Below are 22,904 nucleotides of genomic sequence, written 5' to 3' on the forward strand. Positions count from 1 at the left end.
GTGCGCACCTCAGCGCTTCAGCTGCAGGGTTGCATTGGGAAACGGCTGGCCCAGCTCGTCGATATCGCGGCGTGAAAGCTCTTGAAACCCAAGCGAAAGATAGAAGCGGAGGGCCTGTTCATTTGCCGTATAGACCTCAAGGGACAGTTCCTCCTTACGGTCAAGCGCATGAGCGATCAGCATGCGCCCGATCCCCATCCCCTGATGGTCCGGATCAATGAATATGGCGCCGACAAAGCTGTCGAGCAGGCTGATGAAGCCGACCGCTTTGCCGTTGTGCGCGGCAACCCATGTCTCTGCCTTGGGAAGGTATTCCTGCTCAACCAGCTGACGCTGTTCGGTCAGCCGTTCTTTGCCAATGAAGGCATGGGCTTTCATTGAGGCATCAAACCAGATGTTTGACAGGGTCTTTGTATCCGTTGCCGCGTCGAAGGGCCGGATTTCGATGTTTCGGTTCTTCACGAGAACTCTCCACAGAAGTCATGCAAAAAGGATCGACACTTCATGTGCCGAGCGATGCCGCTATGCGCGGTTCAATCGAAGCCTCTGTGCATAGGTCTCCTTCTGTGACCGGCTATATTGTAAGTCACATGGCGCTGGTCTTCAATGACTCACCATGGGCGCTACAGCGCGAATTGGTGCGAACCAAAGCTCAATCAGATCCCGTTCGAAAGCGCGTATTTCACCAGATGCGCCGTTCCGGTAACTCCCAGTTTTCGCTGGATATTAGCTTTGTGCGTGCTGACGGTTTTCACGCTCAGGCATAGCCGGTCGGCAATGACGGTGACCGATGAACCGGAGGCGAGGAGCTGCAGGACCAGCAGCTCGCGATCCGACAGGGCCTGAACTTCGGAACCCTGCGCGCCACGGGTCGAGCCGACCAGTTGATCGATCAACTCTTCGCTGGCGAAGGACTTGCCCGCCGCCACCTGACGGACGGCGCTGACCAGTTGGCTCGCGTCGCTGTCCTTGGTCAGATAGCCGTTCGCGCCGGACTTCAGGGCCCGCAGCCCATAGATCGATTCAGGGTGCATGCTCAGCACAAGGATGGGCAGCTTCGGCCAAAAGCGACGCAGATGCTTGAGCAGATCAAGCCCGGTGCGACCCGGCATCGACATGTCCAGAACCACAATATCGACCTCGGTCCCCGTTTGCAGAAGGGCGCACAGGCTGTCGCCGTCCTCGACGACGGCCGAGATCTCCATATCCGCCTGATGCGACAGGATCTGCTTCAGGCCGTCGGTGACGATGCGATGGTCGTCGGCCAGCACGATGCGGATCATTCTGGTGAGCCTCCGGAAAGCGGCAGCACAATCTCGACCAGAGTCCCTCCCATGGCAGAGGTGGCGAAGGTGATGGTGCCCTGCAGCTGTTTGACCCTTTCCCGCATGCCCAATATTCCGAATGACGGCTTTCCGGCGTCGCTGTCATAGCCTGCGGCGGCGATTTCTGCGGGAAGGCCCGCTCCATCGTCTTCGATGCTTGCGACAAGCTGCCCCGCGTCTGCAGTAAGGCGGACGCGGCCTGCTTTGGCTTGGGCGTGGCGAACGATATTGGTGCAGGCTTCCTGGATCAGTCGAAACAGCCCGGTCGAAATCTCCTCAGGGAGCGAGCCCGGTGGAAGATCGGACGATAGCTCGAAGCGGATGCCGCAGTCCTGACGCAGGCTTTCGAGGAGGTTGGCGACAGCCGGGACAAGACCAAGGTCGCTGAGTTCCGAGGGGCGCAGATCGGCAATGATGCGGCGTACCGCCTCGACGGTCGTATCCGCGATCTTTTTCAGCTCGGAAAGACGGCGGGTCTCGGCGGTCTCGGGGGGAAGCTGATCCTGAACCCAGCTGATCCCCATTCGCAGGACGGTCAGAAGCTGCCCCAGCTGGTCGTGAAGCTCACGCGATATTCGCTTGCGCTCTTCTTCGCGGATGTCCTGCAAATGGCCGGTCAGCATCTCCAGCATGGCGCGCTGCCGATCCAGATTTCGGGCCGTCGTCCAGGCAAGGGTGATATCCTGAATCGTGCCAAAGAAGCCGACGACGATGCCCGCCTCGGCAGTCTGAAGCTCGCAGACGGTGCGCAGATAGCGGATCTCATCGCCTGCGCGTACAATTCTGTAATCGACGCTGAAAGGGCGTGCGGCGGTGACTGCTTCGCCGATGGTTTTCAGGACATGAGAGCGGTCGTCCGGATGGACGCGGCGCAGGAAGACGTCGAAGGCGACGGGGGCTTCTGGTGCGTCCGCTGGCGGCAGCCCAAGAATGCCCCGGGATTCGCGGCTTAGAAGGATCTGGTTTTCAGGAATGTTCCAATCCCAGCATCCGCATTCCGTCAGCTCCTGCGCGCGTTGCAGCCGGTGGAGCGTGGCCGTCAGGGATTCCCGCATCCGTGTCGCATTGGTCTGGTCGTGCAGCGTGAGGGCCAGGGCAGGTTGCCCCTCGAAGCGCAAAGGAATGCGGTTGACGCGGGCGCGAAACTCGGTCCCGTCGTCGCGCAAGTACCGGCCGTCTTCATCCGGGCCGGTCGAAACGGCACTTAGAAGGTCGGTATGGCGCAGCTTGCAGAGCGCATCGGCGGTCAGTCGAAACTGCCGACAGGCCGCGTCATTTGCGGCAAGAACACGGTCGTCTTCCTGCCCGACAATCAGGATCGCATCAGAATTGTCCTGAAAAAGCGGCACGGCCCAACTCGTGTCCTGCACGGTGCCGCAAGCGAAATCAGTCTGTCGGGCAGTCTGGAACATGAGCTGGCCTGAAAACCGGAGGTGACAGTCGCATGTCCGCGTGGACATGCCTCAAGGTAACGTCAACAGGATCCGCACTGTCAACCGCCGCAGCTCCAAGCGCTAGTAGAGGGCATTCGGCACAACCATTCCGTCGGGCGTGTGCAAGCCGTCACGGCGACAAATGCCCCGCTCGGGGTAAAGCGCATAGGGGTCGGGCTGGACGTGCCGGATCGAGCTTTGCAGGATCTCGAACTGACCATCCGGGCCGCAACGCCCGATCTTCGGGACGAAGGCCATGCAGAAATTGTCTGGGTCGATCCAGACATGGCCCTCGGGCGAGACGTCGTTCCCTAGGGCCAGTCCCGCCGAGGCATTGCGAATGTCGTTGGCTGTCAGATGTGCCCAGTCTTTCGTTTCAAGACAGGCGTTCAACGCGTGTTCGAAGGCCAGAACGGCAAGGTAGGTGTTTTCCAGATTGAAATGGGTAACGCCGGTTTCACCATAGGGGCTTGCCAGAAACGAATGGACGAAGGCCGCATTGGTGGGATTTTGCAGGGACTGGAAATAGGGCGCTGCAAGGATATGGCCCTCGCCGATATCGCTGCCCATCGCCCGCACCTCGGCCTCGCTGGTGGTCAGGGACGCGATGGGAGTTTTCCTCCTGTCAAAGCCGAGCCGCGTATATTCGCGGTAAAGGGCCAGCGCCGAATTGCCGACAAGGGTGGAGAAGATGAAATCCGGTGCCTCTGCGCGGATCAGCCCAAGGGCGTCGGACACATCGGTCACGCCGAGCGGAAGATATTGCTCGCTCAGCACCTCACCCTTGTTCCGGTCCATCCAGACCCTCGCCACGGCATTCGTTTCGCGCGGCCAGACATAGTCCGACCCGATGAAGCAGGCGCGCGGGCCGAAGTTGCGGATCATGAAAGGGATCAGGTCGACCGAATGCTGGTTGGCGACGGGACCGGTGTAGATGATGTTCTGGACACATTCCTTCCCCTCCCAGCAGGTGGGCAGATAAAGAAGGTGATTGCTGGCAATGACCGTCGGCAGCATGGCGCGGCGACTGGCCGAGGTATAGCCGCCGAAGGTGCAAAGGACCCCGTGTTCCCGGATCAACTCGCCAATGCCAAGCGCATAGGTGCGCACATCCGAACAGGCGTCGAAGAAGTAGGGCGTGACTGGCCTGCCGCCGATCCCGCCCGCGCGGTTGATCCGGTCCAGCGCGTAAAGCGTGACGTCGATTGAGCTTTTCTCGATTACCGACAGATGCCCGGTCGCCGAGAAGATCACGCCGACGGGAATGTCGTCCCGCTCGGCGAGCGCGTCGTTCCGTTTCATATCGGCTGATCCTGTTGCTTCGCGGTTCAATGCCACCTTGCGACGCCCTGTGACGCCGACCCGGGGTAAGCTGGCACGAATAGGACATTCCTCAAAGGAAAATCAGAATAGTCTGATGGTCGCAGAGCCTCGGCGCTTTCTACTCTGAAATGGCGGGACAAATTCCGCGATATCTTCGACAGAGAGGTCATCATGTATCGAATTCCGCCGAAGGGCTCGAAAGAGCGTGAGCGCCTGATTGCCGAGCACAAGGCCTGCACGGAATCCATGTACGGGGTCGCGGGCTTTTCCTCACTTCTGTGCGCCACCCAGGGCGACGTGACCGAGGTGTCCGGGGGCATGCACGGCGACATCGAGCTGAACCGCGTGCTGCTGCGCATGCGGGCGCAGGAGGCCAAGGGAAAGCTCGTCTCGATCTGCACGAAAATCGACGAGGAGTGGCGGATCGCCCGGCTCTCGGGCGTTCGCGGTGTCCCGCCGAAATTCGTGGATGACCGGGTTTTCACCGAAGAAAACGAGGTTCAGCACGCCATCTTCCTGATGCGTCTTGATGAAATGAGCGAGACGGACGGCCAGCCGGAAGATTTCAACGAAGGCTGGAAGCGTCGCTCGGACAACTGGACGGTGACCTGAGCCGCTGGGCGGCAGGTCGAATTCCCACCCATTTCAGCAGAAAGACCACGATCATGAAACTGACCGGCTATGCCGATCGCCTCAGTGTGCGTCCCGGCGAGACAATCCGCTTTCACATCAACGCCGATTTCAAGGGCGAGTATGACGCGCAGCTTGTTCACCTCATCAACGGCAATACCAACCCGCGCGGGCCCGGCCTGATCGAAAAGGCCCAGAAGGCCTCGTTTAACGGCGCGCATCCAGCGCAGCGGCAGAAGATCTACAGCGGCTCTTACGGCTTTGTCGAAGACCTGCCGCAGTTCCACGTCGACAGCGTCACCCTGCAATGCTGGGCCTGGCCGACGATCCCGAAAACCGATCCCGGCTATTGGAAACATGGCGCGCAGGCGCTGATGTCGAAATGGTCGAAGGGCAAGGGGTATGGCCTTTTCATCGACGCGGACGGCCATGCGGAATTCCGGATCAACGGGCAAAGCCTGCGCAGCCCGTTCCCCTTGCGCGATCATGCCTGGCATTTCATCGCCGCAAGCTATGACGCCGACACCGGCAAGGCGGTCCTCTATTGCGAGCCGCAGATCCAATATGCGCTGGACCCGGAAAGCGGGGCGGTGAGCGCAAGCTGGAAGGAAAAGATCGCGACGCCAGCGGTTCCGTTCGTCCTTGCGGGCAGCACCGAGCGTCTGGACGATGCGCCCGAAGCGCGGGCCTCGCGTCCCGAAGGCGTGGTGATCGGCAGCCATTACAATGGCAAGCTGGACAGTCCGCGCCTGTGCAACCGCGCGCTGACCCGGCTTGAGATCGAGACGATGAAGATGGGCGGCCAGACCTCGCAGGATGAACGCCGCGGTTCCGGTCCGACGCCGGCGCTCAGCGAATGTCTGGTCGGCGCCTGGGACTTCTCGGTCGGGATCGACACGATGCGGGCCGTCGACCGCGGGCCCTATCGTTTCGATGCAGAGCTGATCAACGCGCCCACCCGCGCCTTGACCGGCCATAACTGGGATGGGCATGTCTTCGACTGGAAGCAGGCACCACAGCAATATGGCGCCATCCACTTCCATGACGACGACCTTGACGATGCCCGCTGGCAGGTCGATTTCGAATGGCAGGTGCCGAAGAACCAGAAAAGCGCGACCTATGCCGTCAAGCTGACCAGCGCCGAGGGGCACGAGGACTACATCCCGTTCTTCGTGACGCCCTGGCCCGGCAAACCCACCGCGAAAATCGCGGTCATCATGCCGACCACCAGCTATATGGCCTATGCGAACGAACATCTGGCCAATAACGCGGGCGGGGCCGAACTGCTGGTCTATCGCGTGCCTGTCATGCAGCAGCAGAACATGTATCTGTCCGAGCATCGGGAATATGGCGGCTCGCTTTACGACACGCATACCGACGGAAGCGGGTTGTGCCTGTCAACGCGGCTGCGCCCGATCCTCAGCATGCGACCGAAATACGATCACTTCCTGTCGCAGGCCCCTTGGCAATATCCGGCGGATCTTCACCTGATCTGCTGGCTCGAGATGCAGGGCTATGATTACGATGTGCTGACCGATGAGGATGTGACCTATGACGGGTTGCGCCTGCTTGAGGGCTATAACGTCCTGATCACCGGCTCTCACCCCGAGCACGTCGTCGGTAGCCAACTGGATGCGCTGCACAACTACAAACAGCGCGGCGGGCGGCTGATGTATATGGGGGCGGATGGCTTCTACTGGGTTCATTCCTATCACCCGGCCTATGAGGATCGCGGTCGCGGCGTGATGACCGAGATGCGGCGCTGCGAATCCGGCATCCGCACCTGGCGCGCCGATCCGGGCGAGTATTACCATCAGGGCAGCGGTGAGCTTGGCGGCATGTGGCGTTATCGCGGGCGCTATTTGCACACCGTCGGCGGCACGGGAATGTCGGCGGAAGGCTTTGATATCTCTACCTATTACAGTCGCACCCAGGAAAGCCTCGATCCACGTGTCGCCTGGGCCTTCGACGGCATCGACTTCGACGAGAAGCTCGGCAATTTCGGGCTTGTCGGCGGCGGCGCTGCTGGGCTTGAGCTTGATATCGTCGACACCATGCTGGGCTCTCCTCCGCACACGCTGGTCGTTGCGACCTCGGCGGGGCGGCACACGGAAGGCTACTTGCTGGTGATGGAGGATTTCGGCTTCAACCAGCAGGGGCTAGACGGGACGCAGCACCCACGCGTGCGCTCTGACATTGCCTTCCACGAGACCCCGAACGGCGGCGGTGTCTTTGCCTTCAGTTCGATTGCCTTCTGCGGCTCGCTGCCGTGGAACGACGGTGACAACAATATCTCTCGCCTCGTCGGCAATGTGCTTGACCGCTTCATGCAGGACGGCCCGCTTCCAGCGGCGCCCAAGGAGGCCGTCAAGCCAAGGGGGCGCGCGGAATATGTGCAGGACATCCCTGCTGCGCCCAGTGAAAGCCAGCCGTTCCGCCGCGCTGAGACGGTCTGAAACCTGCGGCTGCCGTCCCTAAAGGGGGCGGCAGCCCGGCACCCTGAAGGAGAGCAGGTCATGAGCGCCCATTCCCTCGACGCAGTCTTATCGTCCTTTCGCATCGGCGATCTTCAAACCGCTGCCTTCGGAGGGCAGCGGGGCGAGATCGGCGATTTCTGGACCTCAAAAGCATCCATGGATCTTGAGGACCGGCTGATCTGGTCACGTGAATGGATCGCGATCGGCTATGGCGCGCAACTGCCCAACGCCGGAGACATCCTGCCCTTCACCGTGGGACATCATGGGATTCATGTCGAGCGCATGCCTGGTGGCGAAATCGTTGCGCGCTTCAACTTCGTGCAGCATGGCGGCTGCCGCAGCATTCCGCTGCAATGCCAGACGGGCACGAGAACGCGCTGCTCCTATCTCTCTTGCGGATACAGCCGTGATCGGGTCGAGGGCTTTCCGACCTCACTGAACCGCGCCGATCCAGCGGCGCATCATTTTCTGGGCTTTGCCGAGGTACCGGGGCTTCCGATGGGGCTGAGGCTCAAGGGCGATGTGATTTTCGTCAATCTTGATGCCGGTTCTGCTGTCGCAGCAGGTGAGGCGTTCACGCCGTTCTTGGATGGCCCCGCTGAAAACCTGACGCTTGAACCTGCCTGTAACTGGAAGCTGTTCTGGCTGGCCTTGCTGGCCGAATTCGACAAGGTGGAGACTATCGGTGCCACTTTCTCTGGTCGCTCTGAGGCTGGGCTTCGCCTGCGGGCCCATCCTCCGAATTTCTTCGTACTGGACTATGACGGTGGCCAAATGTCGGCGATCTTGCAGCCGACCGGAACCATGCTCACGCTTCTTCGCTTGGCGCGGCGTGGTGAGGCAGACCCGCAGCCCGCGCTGGATCTGCTCGAACGCTGCGGCCAAAGGGCCCGGTCTATGACGCGCATGGATGAACGCGGCCGGAATGATCTGCAGCGTGCGATGCTCGATTGGTTTGAGGCGCGGCTGATGCCGTCGTTGCCAACCCAAGCGCGAGAGGGGGCAAAGGGATGAAATATAGCGTCCAGCAGATCAAATACGAGCTCCTCGCCTATATGAAGGCGATTGACCCCGATTTCCGGCATTGGTTGGTCGGTATCAGCGAGGATCCCATGTCGACGCTGCGCGACCTTCCGGGCGCGGATCTTGCGACGGCCCCTTGGATTTTCAAGCCTGCCGTGAGTGCCATCGCAGCAAGAAACATCCGGACGTATTTTACAGAGCAGCTTTCCTGCCTGCTGCCGCCCGAGAACGCTCATTGCGCGGAAGGCAGCTACGTCTATGCAATCCGATTGACGGCGACCGGTGAAACGCTGAACTCCGGGAATGACCTCACCCCAGCCCTGCAAGTCTCAACACCCTGACGATCAATTTCGGTTGGGTTGAACCAACCGAGGAAAAACGCGATTGAACAGATCCGGTGCCCGAGCTTCTCGGGTCGGACATAGCCACGAAATCATTGAAAACCTTGGAGGCGGGTACCGGAATCGAACCGGTCTTCACGGATTTGCAATCCGCTGCGTAACCTCTCCGCCAACCCGCCGTTGCCCGAGGCATGGCAGGATGTAGCGGGTTCGCCTTGCTTGTGCAAGTGTCGGAATCGCGCGCCAGGGGCAGGGTGCGCGCGACCGCGCGCCGCGCAGGCGAAAGGAAATCGCGCGATCTGCGTGCGGGCCCTTGCCCTTTTCATGGCGTGACCCTAGAAGGCCGCATTGAAAAAACCTCTGGTGCTGGGGGCACAGAATGCCGCTTCTGGTAATGAAATTCGGCGGTACGTCGGTCGCTGACCTGGATCGCATCAAGAACGTCGCGCTGAAGGTCCAGCGCGAGGTCGAGCGTGGCTATGACGTCATCGTCATCGTAAGCGCCATGTCCGGCAAGACCAATGAGCTGGTCGGCTGGGTCGAGGCGACCTCGCCGCTGTTCGATGCGCGCGAATATGACGCCGTTGTCTCGTCGGGCGAGAATATCACCGCCGGACTTCTGTCGCTTCGGCTGCAGGAAATGGGCGTGCCGGCGCGCAGCTGGCAGGGCTGGCAGGTGCCGATCAATACGACGGCGCAGCATTCCTCGGCGCGCTTCCTTGATATTCCGCGCACCAATATCGACCATAAATTTGCCGAAGGCATGAAGGTCGCCGTCGTCGCGGGCTTCCAGGGCGTCTCGCCCGAGGGCCGGATCACGACGCTGGGCCGGGGCGGCTCGGACACGACCGCCGTCGCCTTTGCCGCCGCCTTCGAGGCCGAGCGCTGCGACATCTACACCGATGTCGACGGCATCTATACCACCGATCCCCGCATCACCTCGAAAGCGCGCAAGCTGGAAAAGATTGCCTTCGAGGAAATGCTGGAACTGGCCAGCCTGGGCGCGAAGGTCCTGCAGACCCGCTCGGTCGAACTGGCGATGCGTTACAAGGTCCGCCTGCGTGTGCTTTCCTCATTCGAGGATACGGATGAGAACTCCGGCACGCTGGTCTGCGATGAGGATGAAATCATGGAATCGAAAGTCATCAACGGCGTTGCCTATTCGCGCGAAGAGGCCAAGATCACGCTGGTCACCGTCGAGGACAAGCCCGGCATCTCGGCCGCGATCTTCGCGCCGCTGGCCGATGCAGGCGTGAACGTGGACATGATCGTCCAGAACATCTCCGAGAAGAACTATGAGGATCACCCCGGTTCGGTGACCGACATGACCTTCTCGTGCCCGGTCAATCAGGTCGCCCGCGCCCGCAAGGCGATGGAAGAGGCCAAGGCCGCCGGTCACATCGCCTATGATGAGCTGATCGTGGATTCCGAGGTCGCCAAGGTCTCGGTCGTGGGCATCGGCATGCGCAGCCATGCGGGCGTTGCGGCGCGCATGTTCAAGGCACTTGCTGATGAAAACATCAACATCAAGGTGATTTCGACCAGCGAGATCAAGATTTCGGTGCTGATCGACCGCAAGTATATGGAACTTGCCGTGCAGGCGCTGCATGATGCGTTCAAGCTTGAAGCTGCTTGATAGCATCAGCGTGCCAGCGTCGGGAGGATCATGGCAGAGCGCAAGGACAGTGACTCTCGCAAGCTGCTGAAGCGCTTGCGGGAAACTTTGGCCGCCCCCGGCAGCGGCCAGCACCGGCTTGACCAGATCACCCATCACATCGCGGATTCGCTGGGGACCGAGGTCTGCTCGATCTATCTGTTCCGCGATGCCAATACGCTTGAGCTTTGCGCGACCGAGGGCCTGAATCAGGACTCTATCCACAAGACCCGCCTGCGTCTGGGTGAGGGGCTGGTGGGCCGCGTGGCCCGCACGGGTCGGCATGTGAACACCGCCAATGCACCCTCCGAGCCCGGTTTCCGCTTCATGCCGGAAACGGGCGAGGAGGTCTTTCCCAGCTTCCTCGGCGTGCCGATCCAGCGCGTGGGTGAGCGTCTGGGCGTGCTGGTCGTGCAGTCGCGCGATGCGCTGGCCTTTTCCGAGGACGATATCTACGGCCTCGACGTGGTCGCCATGGTTCTGGCCGAGATGGCCGAGCTTGGCGCGTTTCTGGGCAATTCCGGCGATGACGGCCTGCCTCAGGCGCATCGCTTCCCGGTCGCCATCCGTGGCTCGACCGGGCAGGAGGGGGCAGCCGAGGGCCGTGTCTGGCTGCATGAGCCGCGCGTGGTCATCACCAATCCGGTCGGCGACGATCCGGTGAAGGAACGCGCCCGGCTAAATGAAGCCGTGGCGATGCTGCGCACCAATGTCGATGCGATGATGGCGGCCAATGACGTCACCGGGGGCGAATCCGCCGAGGTGATGGAGACCTATCGCATGTTCGCCCATTCGCGCAGCTGGCTGCGCCGGATGGAAGAGGACATTGATCTGGGTCTGTCCGCCGAAGCGGCAGTCGAGAAAGAGCAGGGGCAGGCACGCACCCGTCTGGAAAGCGCCTCGGACCCTTATCTGCGCGACCGGCTGCACGATCTGGACGATCTGTCGAACCGCCTGCTGCGGCTGTTGACGGGGCAGGGGGCCGATACCGGGGCCGAGATGCCCGACAATCCGATCCTCGTTGCCCGCAACATCGGCCCGGCCGAGCTGCTGGATTATGGCCGCCGTCTGCGCGGTGTGGTGCTGGAAGAGGGCTCGGTCGGCAGCCATGCGGCCATCGTCGCGCGGGCGCTGGCAATCCCGCTGGTCATCCATGCCGAGCGCATCACCACCGAGGCGCTGAACGGCGATGCGATCCTTGTCGATGGCGATATGGGCGTCGTCCATCTGCGTCCCGAGGAAAGCGTCTCTGCCGCCTTCCGCGACAAGATCGCCATGCAGGCCGAGGCGCAAAAGCGCTATGCGGGCCTGCGCGACCTGCCCGCGACCTCGGTTTGCGGCACGACGATCCAGCTTTACATGAACGCGGGCCTGATGGCCGATCTGCCCAGCCTTGCCAGCTCTGGCGCCGAGGGCGTGGGCCTGTTTCGTACCGAGCTGCAGTTCCTGACCCGCACCCATGTCCCCCGGCGGGGCGAGCTTGCAGCGCTTTACGCCCATGTGCTGGACAATGCGCAGGGCAAGCCGGTGATGTTCCGCACGCTCGACATCGGCTCGGACAAGGTGCTGCCCTATATGAAGCCGCAGGATGAGCCGAACCCGGCCATGGGCTGGCGGGCGATCCGCGTGGGCCTCGACAAGCGGGGCGTGCTGCGGATGCAGCTTCAGGCGCTGATCCGCGCCGCCGTCGGCCGTCCCCTGCACGTCATGTTCCCCTTCGTCACCGAGATGCACGAATATGAGGAAGCGCATCGGCTGCTGATGGAGCAGATCGCGCGCGAGCAGCGGCTGGGCCATGCCATGCCCTCGGATGTGCGGGTGGGGGCGATGCTGGAGACCCCGTCGCTGGCCTTCGCGCCGAAGAAGTTCTTCGCGATGTGCGATTTCATCTCGGTCGGTGGGAATGATCTCAAGCAGTTCTTCTTTGCCGCTGACCGGGAAAACGAACGCGTCCGGCGGCGTTACGATTCGCTGAACACTTCGTTCATCGCGCTGCTCGAACAGATCGTGCGGCGCTGTGACGAGGCGCATGTGCCCCTGTCTTTCTGTGGCGAGGATGCCGGGCGTCCCATCGAGGCGGTGACCTTCGCCGCCATGGGCTTTCGCCGTCTGTCGATGCGCCCGGCCTCGATCGGGCCGGTCAAGCATCTGATCCGGCGCGTCGATCTGAGCGCGCTGCGCCGCGTCATCGACGATGCGCGCGAGGCCGGTGAGCCCAACCTGCGCCCCATCGTCACCGACTGGCTGGCCCGACAGTAACCGCCCGCAGGCTAAGACCCGCGCGCCCACCCGCCGCTGCGGCACGGTATCGCAATGGCTGTTGCCGCTCTCTGGCCGGATTTGGTAGAATTGCCCTAACGAAAAGCAAAAATGCGGGCAGTTGGAAGGACAGCGGATGAAATCTCCGAAAACGAGGGCGCGACTCGCGATCGCGCTTGGGCTGGTCACGTTGACCATTGCGGGATGTTCGTTTGGCAGGCGGCACTCGGAACTCGAATGCATGGAACGGGCGATGTATTTCGAATCGAACCGCTCCAGCCGGGACGGTATGGTTGCGGTCGGCAGCGTGGTGATGAACCGGGTCCAGTCGGGCCAGTACCCGCGCTCGGTCTGCGGTGTGGTCGGGCAGAAGAACCAGTTCGCGCCGGGCGTCATGTCGCGCAAGATGAACGAGACGCGCTCGATGCCGCGCATCAGCGAGGCGGCGCGGTCGGTGATGCGCGGAGAGCGCCATCCGATGATCGGCAACGCGATGTTCTTCCATCAGGCGGGCCACCGCTTCTCGTATGACAACATGCATTACGTGCTGGTCGCAGGCGGCAACGCTTTCTACGAGCGGCGCAAGAGCCACCTCGTGACGCAGCCCGTGCCGCCCGCGCCGCTTGAGGGCATCACGCGCCGGTAAAGGATTGGTCTGCATGGGGCGCGCGATGTGCGCGCGCCCCAAGCATGGCCTCATTGCTCAGCGGTCTCGCCCTGCTGGTCGCGCAGATGGTCGCGGTAAAGGGCCTTCGCCAGCGACACGCACATCAGCACCATCACGAAGGCAAAGGGCAGCGCGCCGATGATCATCGCGTCCTGCAGTGCGCCAAGACCGCCGCCTCCGGCCATGATCAGTGCCGCGATCACCAGCGTCAGGATCACCCCCCAGATGATGCGATGCGCGACGCCAGTGTCGACCGCACCGCCCGCCATGATCGTGTTCATCACCAGAATGCCCGAGTCGGCCGAGGTGACCAGAAAGGTCAGGATCAGCACCACGCTCATGACCGAGACGACCTGAAACCAGCCATCCGTCAGCAGAAAGCCCAGCGTGGCGAACAGCTTGTTGGTCAGCGACGCATCCAGAATGGCATGCTGGGCCACGTTCCGCATCTCCAGATCAATCGCGGTGCCGCCAAGGATGGTGAACCAGCCGAAGCAGACCAGCGACGGCGCGATGACCGCACCCAGCACGAACTCGCGTACCGTGCGTCCCTTCGAGATGCGGGCCAGAAACAGCCCCACGAAGGGCGAGAACGCGATCCACCACGCCCAATAGAAGGTCGTGCTGCCCGACTGCCACTGACCCAGCTTGGTGTCGGTGCCATAGGCGTCGAAGGACAGCGCCGGAAAGTTCAGCAGATAATCACCCAGCGCGCGCCCATAAGTCGTCATGGCGAACAGGAACGAGCCAAAGACCGCAAAGACCAGCAGCAGCGCACAGGAGAGGACCAGGTTCAGGTTCGACAGATACTTGACCCCGCGCCCCACGCCCGAGACCGCCGACAGCGTCGAAAGCCCCATCACCATCACTAGCGCCACCAGAAGGCCGATCATTGAGGGCGCTGGGGCCTCGCCTGCCGCGCCGGGCTGCATCAGCCAGGAATAGCCAAGGACCGAATAGGCACCCTCGACCAGCTGGCTGACGCCATAGCCGATGGTGACCGCCACCCCAAGGATGGTCGCCACGATGCCCAGAATGTCCACGATATGGCCCAGCGGCCCGTTCATGGCCGAGCCAAAGATCGGCGTCAGGGCCGAGCGGATGGTCAGCGGCATGTCCCGCGTATAGGCGTAATAGGCAAGGCAAAGGCCGGTCACGACATAGATCGACCAGGCGTGAAAGCCGTAATGCATGAAGCTGTAGCGATAGGCGGACCGGATCGCCTCTTGGCTGAGCGCCTCGGCATTGCCGCGAATGATCTCGGGGTTGAGGTTCCAAAGGCCCAGCGGCTCGGCGGTCGCATAGACCATCAGGCCGACGCCAAGCCCCGCCCCGAACATCATCGCGAACCATGAAAAGGTCGAGAATTCGGGCTTGTCGCCTTCCGCCCCCAGCAGCCGTCGACCTGACGACGGCAGGATCGCCACAAGGATCAGGAACCAGGCGAACACGCCCACCATGATGATGTAGAATGAGTTGAAGACGCTCAGCAGGCTGCTGTTGACGCTGGAAAGCACGTTTCCGGCGCTCAGCGGGAACAGCAGGGCCAGCACGACCAGAAGCGAGATGCCGATCTTCGATACCAATGCGATGGGCAGGGAATAGCCCTCGTAGAAGCCCTGATCCTGCGTCGAGATCTCGATATCGGTAAACGGGGGCGGAATGTCAGCCATATTGCGCGATGTCTCCTTTTTCTTCGCGCTGCATCGGCACAGCGCAACAAACTGCCCCGCGCTGAACCGCAAGGTCCGCGAGACAGAAATGGATATGAATGCTCCGGCTGGTGCGGATTTTCATCCGCAGGGCTACGAACCAGACGCCGCCCGGTGCTGACAGCCACGTCCCAGACGCGGCGCCGCACAATCCAATCAAGCCGTAAGAGCACGAGCAGCGACGCTTCTAGAGGAAGAATGGCCCGGTTGAAACCAGAAAATGGGCGATTTGCGACAAAATGTTCGGAAAACGACGCATTTCAGCTGGTTTGGGGCGTCGCTGGGGCCTCAAATTCTTGCGGAAGCGGCAGGCCGGAAGGGCAGGACGCCTCTGCGCGGCGGTCCGCCAAAGCGGGTGTCTGGCCCCGCCCCGCTGCCCCCATGCCGCTTGATCTTATGCGACATAAGCCGTCAGATACGCGCATGTCGGACGCACCAAAAATGCCCCTTCTTCGCCGTCTGTGGTTGCGTCTCTTCGCGACGGTCGGGCTTGTGGCCGCGGTCATGCTCAGCTGGTGGTGGAAGGTGGATGCGGCGCGGGCGCCCGATCTGGTGGCGGGCACAAGCTTCGGGCAGCCGATTGATCTGGGCCGCACATTCTTCACGCCCGAGGCGTTGCTGCTGCGCCAAAGTGAGCCGCCCGAACTTGTCCTGTCCGCGACCATCGAGAATGTCACTGGTGAGACGCAGCGCTCTTTCTTCGGCATGCCGGCCAATCCGCCGCAGATCATCCTCGACGGCGCCCCGCTGGCGGAGGAGCCCGAGATCATCCTGCTGCGTGACAATGCCCCGCTGCTGCAACTGCAGCCCCGGATGCCCGAGGAAATCCAGATGGTCTGGCCCCTGCCTGCCGATTGGCAGCCCAAACCCGTGCAGATCGCCTTTGAAAAGCAGACGTTCAAGCTGCGGGACAACCTCTATGGGCAGTCAAGCTGGCTTGGCTATACCCCCGTGGCGCAGATGACCGTTACCCCCGAGGTCGAATGAGCAGGCTGGTGAACCTCGCGATTGTTGTCGGCGGCGCGGCTCTTCTGGCCGGGATGATGCTGACCAATCCCGACTACAATTCTGTCGTTCGCCCCTTCGTCACCAAGGTCAGCGCAGGGGATACGGGCGAGACGCGGATGTTTGCCGGGCGCTTCGAGGCGTGGCGCACCGCTGATCGCGTCAGCTTCGACAGCCTTGGGACCTCCGTGACGCGCGATACCGAAGGCGTCTTCCTGATCGTCGATCTGGAGCTGTCAGGGACCATCAGATCGACCATGGTCGACACGATCTGGGAAGGGGCCAGCAAGCGGCGCTATGCCAGCACCAAGCGGGTGGCGAATGTGCCGCGCCAGGTCGATCAGCTTTGGCTTCAGCCTGGGCTTTCCAGCACGACCTTCACCGTCTTCGAACTGCCCCCCGATGAGATCGAAGGGGGGGCGGCTGGTGGTGACTATGAGCTATAACCCGGACCTTGACGGGACGCTGTCGCTTGCGCCGCCCGATACGCCGCCCCCGCATGAACCCGAGGTGAGGCTGGGCCAATGAAACGCATTGCCAAACCCCTTGCCCTCCTCGCCGTGACCTTACTGTGTCTGGGTCTGACGGTCCTGCTGGTCGGCTGGTCCGACATTCAGGAGCTACGCCGGGCCAAGAACTGGCAGGTCACCGAGTTTCCCGACCCCAAGGGAGAGCTGGCGGGCGTGACCGTTTCGGTCGATCAGGCCCGCGCGATGATCGTACCTGGCAAGACGGACCGCGCCGTGGTGTATCTGCGCCTGGGTCTTAGCGGAGAGGCAATGGCGGATTGGGGATGGTGCAATGTGTCCCTGACCGATCCGAAGGGCCGGGAATGGTTTCCGCTTTTCAACGAGGTGGGCAACACGGCCATCGAGCTGCTGGGCGACGGCGGAAATTCAGGCCAAAGCTGCGACAGTTCGCTGAGGTCGCCGCCCGAAGATGGCGGGCCGTCCTTCTCGGATCAGGCCTTTCTGGTGCCTGTCGATATGCTGGACAAGCTGCGGGTCGAGCTTTCCGGCGTCAACACGCGCCCCAAGGCCGTCTCGCTGCCCTTCAAGCCGGTGCTGCGGCTGCCGCCGGGCTGACCGGGGCACGGGCCATGTCCTGTGCCCTGCCTGCAAGCTCCAGCCCGGCCGCCAGAATGCAGAACTGCAGGGGGCTGACCAGCAGCCCGCCGGGGGGCGCGCCGGGGGCATTGAAAAGCGCGTTCAGAGGCACCGAAAGCACCTGCCAGGTCAAAATGTCCTGCGGCCCGATCAGCTGCGCCAGGCCGATCCAGGCCCAGTTCCCCAGCCAGTCGACCAGCCGCCACAGCACCAGAACCGAGGCGGTCAGCGCCACCCCGGCCGAGGCAGCCAGCAGGATCCCGTTCGTGACCGCATGCCAGCGCTTGACCATGCCGATCCAGAAATGGGCCAGAAAATCGGTGACGGGCTTCGGCATGGCCTGCCAGCGCCGGATCATGCCTCCGGCGTAGCGTTGCGTCTCGTCCCGCACGGCCGAGATGTTATGGCCGTAAGTGATGGCGCCAAGGTTGAACCAGACCAGCGGCAAAAGCGCATACCAGAACAGCGCGACCAGCACCGGCCAAGGCTCACGCGGTAGAGGCCAGTCGACAGGAACGCGCGAGGTGTCGCTTATTCCCGCGGCCTCTGCTGGAGAGATCAGGTCGAACACCTCCGACGGGCTGGGCAGCGTCGCCAGCCAGTCGGTGAACTGGCTTTGCCAGCCTGACAGCACATAAAGACCCAAAAGCGCCCAGGTCGCCTCGCAAGCCACGACCAGCATGGACCAGTATTGGCTGCCTTCGCCTTTGCTGCGCGACAGGGCAAAGCGCCGCAGGAGCCAGATCATCCCGACCGCCACCGCCACCCATGCCGTCGCCCCGATATCAAGCGCGGCCGCAGAGGGTTGCGGATTGGTGAAATCGATCCGCGCCATCTGGGCCGAATAAAACAGTTGCGAATAGGTGCGCAGCGTGTCGCCCAACAGACCCCAGCCCGCGTAATATCCGTAAAACGGGATCAGCACGGCCGTCAGTGCGAGCGTCAGCGGCGCGCGCGGCTCGTCGGGTTCCGGGGTGGCCTCGACGATCTCGGCTTCCTGTGCCGCAGCCTGCTTGCGGCGCAGGCGCATCCGGGGCAGGCCGTTTCGCAGGATGACGAAGAAGGCCACGAAAATTACAAGCTGCAAAAGGATGACCGGCGCAATCGCGATCAGTCCCAGAAGGCGGCTGATCATCCCAAGCTCGACCGCCAGCCGCAGCAGCAACTGGCTGAGCAAGGCTCCCGCCGCCCAGAGCGCCGTGAGGACAAGACCGTAGCGGAGGAAAAGTCGCACCGTCAGGCTGAAATGCTGACCGATGACTCCGATCCCGTTTTGCATGATTTGCTTGCCTCATGTCGCCTTGCCCGCAGAATAGGTAGTAATGCCGTCCGCAGTCTATCTGCGATCTGCGCCGCTCGGCGGGCTTGAGCCGAAAGGTGTTGGGGGGGCGTGGTGAGGCTTCTTCTGTGGCCGGGCCTTTCGGGCGAAAGATCCACGACAAAATCTGCCCACAGCGCAGACAGCCTTGGCCCGCGACGCCGTTAGTTCGGCGCTGCTACTCACGCGGGCAGTGAGTGTCTGCTTTGCGGGACGGCAGCCGTTGAAGTCGGGCGGCGCTATTCAGATCGGACCGGAGAAACCAGCCATAGGTAAAGGCAAAGGCCGCCAAGAAATGTGACTGTAAGTCCAATATTAAAGACAGGCGTCGCCTCGATGCCGAACTTAACCAAATTCATCATGCCCCACCACCAGATGAGAAAACTGAGATACATGACAACCGCCCCAAGGAACTGCGCCTTTCGGTGCGTCAGGACGTAGGAAACGAGAAAAGCGGCCAAAAATGGTAGCCAAGTTCGCGCAGCGTGGCTGAGATAGTGCAGGTCTAGCGGTGCTCCGCCCGGAAATGTCATACCAATGAAAGGCCTGAGGAATGGGTACTCCCAATTCAGGAAAGGATTCATCGCGTTTACGGCATTCAATGCGAGCCAAACTGCCGCACCGGTCAAGAATGCAGTGCAATAGGTCAGTACGCGCTTTGTCATCTTCGAGTACGCGGATAGCGGTCAAATTGGGGCACAGGTTTAACCTTTACTCGACATTTCGTGATATTTCCGAATTTCTGTCCCACAATCCCACAGCCTGCTATGGAATCTTCGCGTTGATGACATGACCCCGGTCAAGATGCCGATTGGGTCAGAAATCTGACGGAAAGCCAGAAATATCTGACAGTCGATAATCTGGATAAATGGCGGACCCAGAGCGATTCGAACGCCCGACCCCCAGATTCGTAGTCTGGTGCTCTATCCAGCTGAGCTATGGGTCCGCTGTGAGGGAGGTATCTACATATCGGGCCGGGGGGGCGCAAGCCTAAAAATCAGAAATCTTGCGTGGCAGGTTCGGGAAGGTCGGCTGGCCCCTGCAGGGCCGCCATTTCGCGCGGAAGATGCAGCACGAATTCAGTGCCCTCGTCGTCGCTGCGCAGAAGTTCCAGCCTGCCGCCGTGGTTGCGCACCAAGTCGGCAGCGATCGCAAGGCCCAGGCCCGTACCGCCCTTGCGAGAGCCGCCCGAGAAGGGCTGGAACAGGAACTCGCGTGCCTTGCGGGGCAGGCCTGGGCCGGTGTCGCCGATGCGGATCCACCAGCCGGTTTCCTCTTCACCCGCGCCGATCTCGATGGTGCCGGGCTTGTGGGTGGCCTCCAGCGCCTGCCGGGCGTTGCGCACCAGATTCGACAGCACGCGGAACAGCTGGTCGCGGTCGGCGCGAATCGTCAGCGTGGTCGGGACGTCGGTCAGGAACTCGATGGGCTCGGCCCCGTCCTGACGGTCGCTGGCCATGGCCTCGCCCTCGGTCACCTCGGTCACCAGCGCCGCAAGGTTGAAGCGCGACAGCGAGGGGGCGGGCTCCTCGGCCTTGCCGAAGGCCAGCGTCGTCTCGCAGAGATTGACCGCCCGGCTGATCGAGTTCACCAGCTTCGGGGCCGCGCGCCGGACGGCGGGGTCGGCGCTGGTCTCCAGCCGGTCGGCGAAGATCTGGGCGGTGGTCAGGATGTTGCGCAGGTCATGGCTGATCCGCGCCACGGCCTGACCCAGCTGCGCCAGACGTGCCTTTTGCTTCAGGGACGAGGTCACGGTGTGTTGCATCGAGGCCAGCGCCGTCTCGGCCTCATACACCTCTTTCAGCCGCGCATTGGGGGTGATGATCGAGCGGACATCCTCGGGCGCCGAGGCATAGGCGGACATATGGTTGATGACGCGGCGAATCGGCACGATCAGCAGCCGCCGCGCTGCGATGTTCAACAGGAGCGCCGTCAGGATCGAGAAGGCGGCCGAAATCAGCAACAGGCGCAGGCCATAGTCGATCATCTCTTGCCGCAGGGGGCGGGTGTCGGTGGTGATCTCGATCAGCTGCCCGGCCTGTTTGACGGGTGCGCCGATGACGCGGATGACCCGGTTCTGCGGATCGGTCAGCTGCATCAGCGCATCACGGATCGAGGTCCAGAAGGGCTGGTCGCGCAGATCGAATGTGGCCGAGATCGGCCCCGGAATGGGCGAGGACAGCACCAGCTGGCGAATGTCGTTGCGCCGCAGCACGACGTTGAAGACGCCTGCATTCTGAAGCAGTTCCGATTCCAGGTCCGAGGCAAGGGATTCGTCGGTCGCCAGCAGCGCAAGGCTGGCGATCTGCGCCCGCTCCAGACGCGATTCGAGAAAATCGAGCCGATAGTTCGACAGCGACGGCAACAGAATCAGCAGCTCGGCCAGAAGCACGAACAGCCCCGTCAGCAAGGCGAAACGACCGGTAAGATTATTCAGGGACATGGTTTCCTTTGCGTTTTCCCCAAGCCGCGTCGACATTCATGGACATAAGCCTTATGAGAGCGCAGTTCAAACAAGCGTGAGCAGCCTCAGGTTCCCGCGGCAAGATCCTACGTTGCGGCAGACGTCTTGGCACGGCAGATCAGGTGCCATCGACGGTTGACTTGGCGCCAAGCTGCGACTATCCAGCGGGCCTTGAATCACACGGCGCGAGTTGCGTGGGGCCAGCGGCCCATGCTCCGGTGCGCCCAGACCCGGAGTAGTAACATGTCGAAACGCACTTTCCAGCCGTCGAACCTGGTTCGCGCCCGCCGTCACGGTTTCCGTGCCCGCATGGCCACCAAAGGCGGCCGTCGCGTGCTGAACGCACGCCGCGCCAAGGGCCGCAAATCGCTCTCGGCATAAGTGACGACGCCTTCGGGCGTCTTGCTTTGCCTGAACGCCGTCGCTGGCCGGTGCTCCGATGGGGTGCTGGCAGCGCGGTTTTTGGTGTTTTGACTATGACGATCGAGACCTTGCGCAAAAGGGCCGATTTCCTGCGTGCCGCTTCGGCGCGGCGGCAGGGAATGCCGGGTTTTCTGCTGCAGGCCCGAGAGCGTGGCCCCGAGGAAACCGGCGCGGAAACCGGCGCGCCGATCCGGGTCGGCTATACCTGTTCCAAGAAGATCGGGAATGCGGTCGCCCGCAATCGCGCCAAGCGCCGTCTGCGGGCTTTGGCACGCGAAATCATCCCTGCAACGGGGCGCGAGGGCTGGGATTACGTCCTTGTCGGCCGTCCGGGTGCGACGATTGACCGCAGCTTTGCTGACCTGCGTTCCGAACTGAAGGCCGCGATGGCTCGGGTCCATGACGCGCGCCCGCAACCGCATCCGCGCGCCAAAGGGCAGGGGGCATGAGCCCGCTTGCCCATGTTCTGGCGCTGCCCGTCCGGGCCTACCGGCTGGTCGCCAGCCCCTGGGTCGGGCATGGCTGCCGCTTCCAGCCGACCTGCTCGGCCTATGCGCTTGACGCGCTCGCGCAGCATGGCGGCGTGATCGGCGGTTGGCTGACCCTGCGCCGCATCTGCCGCTGCCACCCCTGGGGCGGGCAGGGCTTCGACCCGGTGCCACCCCGGCGCGGCCAGACGCCCGGCGATCAGGGATAGAATGGCGCGAAATGCGCCCTCGTGATACCAAGCCGTCACGCCAGAGTTGCGGCCCCAAGGCAAACAGATCAAGGACACACCGTGATGCGGGACGATATCGCCAAGGCTGACGCCAGTTTGCCGGATGAGGCCACCGACGCCTCGGATCTGAACGAGATTCACCCGCTGTTTCGCGGCGCCCCCACCTCGACCGAGTATCGCAAGCTGCGCAAGCGTCTGGTGCGCGAGACCCGCGCGGCGATCGAGACTTATGACATGATCCGACCTGGCGATCGCTGGCTGGTCTGCCTGTCGGGCGGCAAGGACAGCTATACGCTGCTGGCTGTTCTGCATGAACTGAAGTGGCGCGGCCTGCTGCCGGTCGAGCTTCTGGCCTGCAATCTCGATCAGGGCCAGCCGGGCTTTCCGGCGACCGTCCTGCCGGAGTTCCTGACCGACCGGCAGGTGCCGCACCGCATCGAATATCAGGACACCTATTCCATCGTGAAGGAAAAGGTCCCGGCGGGCCGGACCTATTGCGCGCTTTGCTCGCGCCTGCGGCGGGGCAATCTTTACCGCATCGCGCGTGAGGAGGGCTGTCAGGCCGTGGTGCTGGGCCACCACCGCGACGATATCCTCGAGACTTTCTTCATGAATCTGTTCCACGGCGGACGGCTGGCTTCGATGCCGCCGAAACTTCTGAACGAAGAGGGCGACCTGAACGTGCTGCGGCCTTTGGCCTTCGTGGCCGAGGCCGATTGCGACCGTTTCGCCCGCGCGATGAACTATCCGGTGATTCCTTGCGATCTGTGTGGCAGTCAGGAGGGCCTGCAGCGGATGCAGGTCAAGAAGCTGCTGGATGAGTGGGAGACCCGCGCGCCGGGCCGCCGCCAGGTGATGTTCCGGGCATTGATGAATGTCCGCCCCTCGCATCTTCCCGATGCAAATCTGTTTGATTTCAGCTCCTTGATCCCCGGAGTAGCGGCGGATCGCGAGGAAGGGTCGAATTTTAAGGATTTAGACGTTCCCGATTTGGGCCGTCGTTAACCGTCGAGCAAGTCAGGGGTG

General features: G+C 62.4%; 23 protein-coding genes and 2 tRNA genes. 15 read left to right on the forward strand and 10 right to left on the reverse strand.

What is annotated here, in order from left to right; translation table 11 throughout:
• Positions 1-9: 9 nt before the first annotated feature.
• The 4 genes from IQ24_RS06755 to IQ24_RS06770 all read right to left on the reverse strand — a co-directional run bounded on the left by IQ24_RS06755 (position 10) and on the right by IQ24_RS06770 (position 4,060).
• Positions 10-462 (reverse strand): GNAT family N-acetyltransferase, encoded by a 453-nt coding sequence (locus IQ24_RS06755; RefSeq protein WP_145397039.1) that lies wholly within the window; start codon positions 460-462, stop codon positions 10-12.
• A gap of 194 nt (positions 463-656) precedes the next feature.
• Positions 657-1,283 carry a response regulator gene (locus IQ24_RS06760; protein ID WP_145397040.1) on the reverse strand — a complete coding sequence of 209 codons (627 nt, stop codon included), beginning with the start codon at positions 1,281-1,283 and terminating at the stop codon, positions 657-659.
• Positions 1,280-2,737: a sensor histidine kinase gene (locus tag IQ24_RS06765; RefSeq protein WP_158637487.1), complete on the reverse strand. Its 1,458-nt coding sequence runs from the start codon at positions 2,735-2,737 to the stop codon at positions 1,280-1,282. Before IQ24_RS06765 ends, IQ24_RS06760 begins: the two co-directional genes overlap by 4 nt.
• Before the next feature lie 102 nt (positions 2,738-2,839).
• The gene (locus IQ24_RS06770) at positions 2,840-4,060 is read right to left on the reverse strand and encodes a transporter substrate-binding protein (RefSeq protein ID WP_145397042.1); all 1,221 of its coding nucleotides are present in this window, start codon (positions 4,058-4,060) and stop codon (positions 2,840-2,842) included.
• A 192-nt stretch (positions 4,061-4,252) separates the two neighbouring features.
• Here IQ24_RS06770 and IQ24_RS06775 point away from each other — a divergent pair, with 192 nt between their 5' ends.
• The 4 genes from IQ24_RS06775 to IQ24_RS06790 are packed head-to-tail and all read left to right on the forward strand — an operon-like array spanning position 4,253 to position 8,552.
• On the forward strand, positions 4,253-4,693 hold the full coding sequence (locus IQ24_RS06775) for a N,N-dimethylformamidase alpha subunit family protein (protein WP_145397043.1): 441 nt from the start codon (positions 4,253-4,255) through the stop codon (positions 4,691-4,693).
• A 53-nt stretch (positions 4,694-4,746) separates the two neighbouring features.
• Positions 4,747-7,167 (forward strand): N,N-dimethylformamidase beta subunit family domain-containing protein, encoded by a 2,421-nt coding sequence (locus IQ24_RS06780; protein ID WP_145397044.1) that lies wholly within the window; start codon positions 4,747-4,749, stop codon positions 7,165-7,167.
• A gap of 60 nt (positions 7,168-7,227) precedes the next feature.
• Positions 7,228-8,202, forward strand: coding sequence for a Rieske (2Fe-2S) protein (locus tag IQ24_RS06785; RefSeq protein WP_145397045.1), 975 nt, complete (start codon positions 7,228-7,230; stop codon positions 8,200-8,202).
• Positions 8,199-8,552, forward strand: coding sequence for a hypothetical protein (locus IQ24_RS06790; protein WP_145397046.1), 354 nt, complete (start codon positions 8,199-8,201; stop codon positions 8,550-8,552). The genes IQ24_RS06785 and IQ24_RS06790 overlap by 4 nt, the downstream gene beginning before the upstream one ends.
• Positions 8,553-8,657: 105 nt before the next feature.
• Here the strand turns inward: IQ24_RS06790 and IQ24_RS06795 are convergent.
• Positions 8,658-8,731 (reverse strand) — tRNA-Cys (locus IQ24_RS06795).
• A gap of 200 nt (positions 8,732-8,931) precedes the next feature.
• On the opposite strand from IQ24_RS06795, the gene IQ24_RS06800 reads away from it, so the two are divergent.
• The 3 genes from IQ24_RS06800 to IQ24_RS06810 all read left to right on the forward strand — a co-directional run bounded on the left by IQ24_RS06800 (position 8,932) and on the right by IQ24_RS06810 (position 13,111).
• Positions 8,932-10,188, forward strand: a complete 1,257-nt coding sequence (locus IQ24_RS06800; protein WP_145397047.1) for an aspartate kinase — start codon at positions 8,932-8,934, stop codon at positions 10,186-10,188.
• A gap of 30 nt (positions 10,189-10,218) precedes the next feature.
• Positions 10,219-12,465, forward strand: coding sequence for a phosphoenolpyruvate--protein phosphotransferase (ptsP, locus tag IQ24_RS06805; RefSeq protein ID WP_145397048.1), 2,247 nt, complete (start codon positions 10,219-10,221; stop codon positions 12,463-12,465).
• Positions 12,466-12,601: 136 nt separating this feature from the next.
• Positions 12,602-13,111: a cell wall hydrolase gene (locus tag IQ24_RS06810; RefSeq protein WP_145397049.1), complete on the forward strand. Its 510-nt coding sequence runs from the start codon at positions 12,602-12,604 to the stop codon at positions 13,109-13,111.
• Positions 13,112-13,161: 50 nt separating this feature from the next.
• Here the strand turns inward: IQ24_RS06810 and IQ24_RS06815 are convergent, their stop codons facing one another.
• Positions 13,162-14,805 carry a BCCT family transporter gene (locus IQ24_RS06815; RefSeq protein ID WP_145397050.1) on the reverse strand — a complete coding sequence of 548 codons (1,644 nt, stop codon included), beginning with the start codon at positions 14,803-14,805 and terminating at the stop codon, positions 13,162-13,164.
• On the opposite strand from IQ24_RS06815, the gene IQ24_RS20060 reads away from it, so the two are divergent.
• The 4 genes from IQ24_RS20060 to IQ24_RS06830 all read left to right on the forward strand — a co-directional run bounded on the left by IQ24_RS20060 (position 14,795) and on the right by IQ24_RS06830 (position 16,934).
• On the forward strand, positions 14,795-14,965 hold the full coding sequence (locus IQ24_RS20060; RefSeq protein WP_158637488.1) for a hypothetical protein: 171 nt from the start codon (positions 14,795-14,797) through the stop codon (positions 14,963-14,965). The two genes, IQ24_RS06815 and IQ24_RS20060, sit on opposite strands and share 11 nt — an antisense overlap.
• A 320-nt stretch (positions 14,966-15,285) precedes the next feature.
• Positions 15,286-15,831, forward strand: a complete 546-nt coding sequence (locus tag IQ24_RS06820) for a hypothetical protein (RefSeq protein WP_145397051.1) — start codon at positions 15,286-15,288, stop codon at positions 15,829-15,831.
• Entirely contained in the window at positions 15,828-16,295 is a 468-nt protein-coding gene (locus tag IQ24_RS06825; RefSeq protein WP_145397052.1) for a hypothetical protein, read from the forward strand. Before IQ24_RS06820 ends, IQ24_RS06825 begins: the two co-directional genes overlap by 4 nt.
• Before the next feature lie 78 nt (positions 16,296-16,373).
• Positions 16,374-16,934, forward strand: a complete 561-nt coding sequence (locus tag IQ24_RS06830; protein WP_145397053.1) for a hypothetical protein — start codon at positions 16,374-16,376, stop codon at positions 16,932-16,934.
• Here the strand turns inward: IQ24_RS06830 and IQ24_RS06835 are convergent.
• The 4 genes from IQ24_RS06835 to IQ24_RS06850 form a co-directional block, all read right to left on the reverse strand.
• Positions 16,903-18,234 (reverse strand): hypothetical protein, encoded by a 1,332-nt coding sequence (locus tag IQ24_RS06835; protein WP_145397054.1) that lies wholly within the window; start codon positions 18,232-18,234, stop codon positions 16,903-16,905. The genes IQ24_RS06830 and IQ24_RS06835 overlap by 32 nt on opposite strands.
• Before the next feature lie 278 nt (positions 18,235-18,512).
• Entirely contained in the window at positions 18,513-18,938 is a 426-nt protein-coding gene (locus IQ24_RS06840) for a hypothetical protein (protein ID WP_145397055.1), read from the reverse strand.
• Between the two features lie 204 nt (positions 18,939-19,142).
• Positions 19,143-19,219: transfer RNA gene (locus IQ24_RS06845), tRNA-Arg, on the reverse strand.
• Positions 19,220-19,270: 51 nt separating this feature from the next.
• A complete protein-coding gene (locus IQ24_RS06850; protein WP_145397056.1) occupies positions 19,271-20,716 on the reverse strand; it encodes a sensor histidine kinase in 1,446 nt (481 codons plus the stop codon).
• A gap of 264 nt (positions 20,717-20,980) precedes the next feature.
• Between IQ24_RS06850 and rpmH the strand changes: the two genes are divergently transcribed.
• The 4 genes from rpmH (at position 20,981) to ttcA (ending at position 22,883) form a co-directional block, all read left to right on the forward strand.
• Positions 20,981-21,118 carry a 50S ribosomal protein L34 gene (rpmH, locus tag IQ24_RS06855; RefSeq protein ID WP_036742148.1) on the forward strand — a complete coding sequence of 46 codons (138 nt, stop codon included), beginning with the start codon at positions 20,981-20,983 and terminating at the stop codon, positions 21,116-21,118.
• A gap of 95 nt (positions 21,119-21,213) precedes the next feature.
• A complete protein-coding gene (gene rnpA / locus IQ24_RS06860; protein WP_145397057.1) occupies positions 21,214-21,609 on the forward strand; it encodes a ribonuclease P protein component in 396 nt (131 codons plus the stop codon).
• The gene (gene yidD / locus IQ24_RS06865; RefSeq protein WP_145397058.1) at positions 21,606-21,857 is read left to right on the forward strand and encodes a membrane protein insertion efficiency factor YidD; all 252 of its coding nucleotides are present in this window, start codon (positions 21,606-21,608) and stop codon (positions 21,855-21,857) included. Before rnpA ends, yidD begins: the two co-directional genes overlap by 4 nt.
• Positions 21,858-21,941: 84 nt before the next feature.
• Positions 21,942-22,883 (forward strand): tRNA 2-thiocytidine(32) synthetase TtcA, encoded by a 942-nt coding sequence (ttcA, locus tag IQ24_RS06870; protein WP_242007965.1) that lies wholly within the window; start codon positions 21,942-21,944, stop codon positions 22,881-22,883.
• Positions 22,884-22,904: the final 21 nt, after the last annotated feature.

Origin of the sequence: Paracoccus sulfuroxidans, assembly GCF_007830335.1 — a bacterium.
Classification (GTDB): domain Bacteria; phylum Pseudomonadota; class Alphaproteobacteria; order Rhodobacterales; family Rhodobacteraceae; genus Paracoccus; species Paracoccus sulfuroxidans.

Bases quoted from the DNA above. Each gene is read 5' to 3' on its own strand.
- IQ24_RS06760 (WP_145397040.1), bottom strand. From the start codon at position 1,283: ATGATCCGCATCGTGCTGGCCGACGACCATCGCATCGTCACCGACGGC.
- IQ24_RS06765 (WP_158637487.1), bottom strand. From the start codon at position 2,737: ATGTTCCAGACTGCCCGACAGACTGATTTCGCTTGCGGCACCGTGCAG.
- IQ24_RS06770 (WP_145397042.1), bottom strand. From the start codon at position 4,060: ATGAAACGGAACGACGCGCTCGCCGAGCGGGACGACATTCCCGTCGGC.
- IQ24_RS06775 (WP_145397043.1), top strand. From the start codon at position 4,253: ATGTATCGAATTCCGCCGAAGGGCTCGAAAGAGCGTGAGCGCCTGATT.
- IQ24_RS06780 (WP_145397044.1), top strand. From the start codon at position 4,747: ATGAAACTGACCGGCTATGCCGATCGCCTCAGTGTGCGTCCCGGCGAG.
- IQ24_RS06785 (WP_145397045.1), top strand. From the start codon at position 7,228: ATGAGCGCCCATTCCCTCGACGCAGTCTTATCGTCCTTTCGCATCGGC.
- IQ24_RS06790 (WP_145397046.1), top strand. From the start codon at position 8,199: ATGAAATATAGCGTCCAGCAGATCAAATACGAGCTCCTCGCCTATATG.
- IQ24_RS06800 (WP_145397047.1), top strand. From the start codon at position 8,932: ATGCCGCTTCTGGTAATGAAATTCGGCGGTACGTCGGTCGCTGACCTG.
- ptsP (WP_145397048.1), top strand. From the start codon at position 10,219: ATGGCAGAGCGCAAGGACAGTGACTCTCGCAAGCTGCTGAAGCGCTTG.
- IQ24_RS06810 (WP_145397049.1), top strand. From the start codon at position 12,602: ATGAAATCTCCGAAAACGAGGGCGCGACTCGCGATCGCGCTTGGGCTG.
- IQ24_RS20060 (WP_158637488.1), top strand. From the start codon at position 14,795: ATGTCAGCCATATTGCGCGATGTCTCCTTTTTCTTCGCGCTGCATCGG.
- IQ24_RS06815 (WP_145397050.1), bottom strand. From the start codon at position 14,805: ATGGCTGACATTCCGCCCCCGTTTACCGATATCGAGATCTCGACGCAG.
- IQ24_RS06820 (WP_145397051.1), top strand. From the start codon at position 15,286: ATGCCCCTTCTTCGCCGTCTGTGGTTGCGTCTCTTCGCGACGGTCGGG.
- IQ24_RS06825 (WP_145397052.1), top strand. From the start codon at position 15,828: ATGAGCAGGCTGGTGAACCTCGCGATTGTTGTCGGCGGCGCGGCTCTT.
- IQ24_RS06830 (WP_145397053.1), top strand. From the start codon at position 16,374: ATGAAACGCATTGCCAAACCCCTTGCCCTCCTCGCCGTGACCTTACTG.
- IQ24_RS06835 (WP_145397054.1), bottom strand. From the start codon at position 18,234: ATGCAAAACGGGATCGGAGTCATCGGTCAGCATTTCAGCCTGACGGTG.
- IQ24_RS06840 (WP_145397055.1), bottom strand. From the start codon at position 18,938: ATGACAAAGCGCGTACTGACCTATTGCACTGCATTCTTGACCGGTGCG.
- IQ24_RS06850 (WP_145397056.1), bottom strand. From the start codon at position 20,716: ATGTCCCTGAATAATCTTACCGGTCGTTTCGCCTTGCTGACGGGGCTG.
- rpmH (WP_036742148.1), top strand. From the start codon at position 20,981: ATGTCGAAACGCACTTTCCAGCCGTCGAACCTGGTTCGCGCCCGCCGT.
- rnpA (WP_145397057.1), top strand. From the start codon at position 21,214: ATGACGATCGAGACCTTGCGCAAAAGGGCCGATTTCCTGCGTGCCGCT.
- yidD (WP_145397058.1), top strand. From the start codon at position 21,606: ATGAGCCCGCTTGCCCATGTTCTGGCGCTGCCCGTCCGGGCCTACCGG.
- ttcA (WP_242007965.1), top strand. From the start codon at position 21,942: ATGCGGGACGATATCGCCAAGGCTGACGCCAGTTTGCCGGATGAGGCC.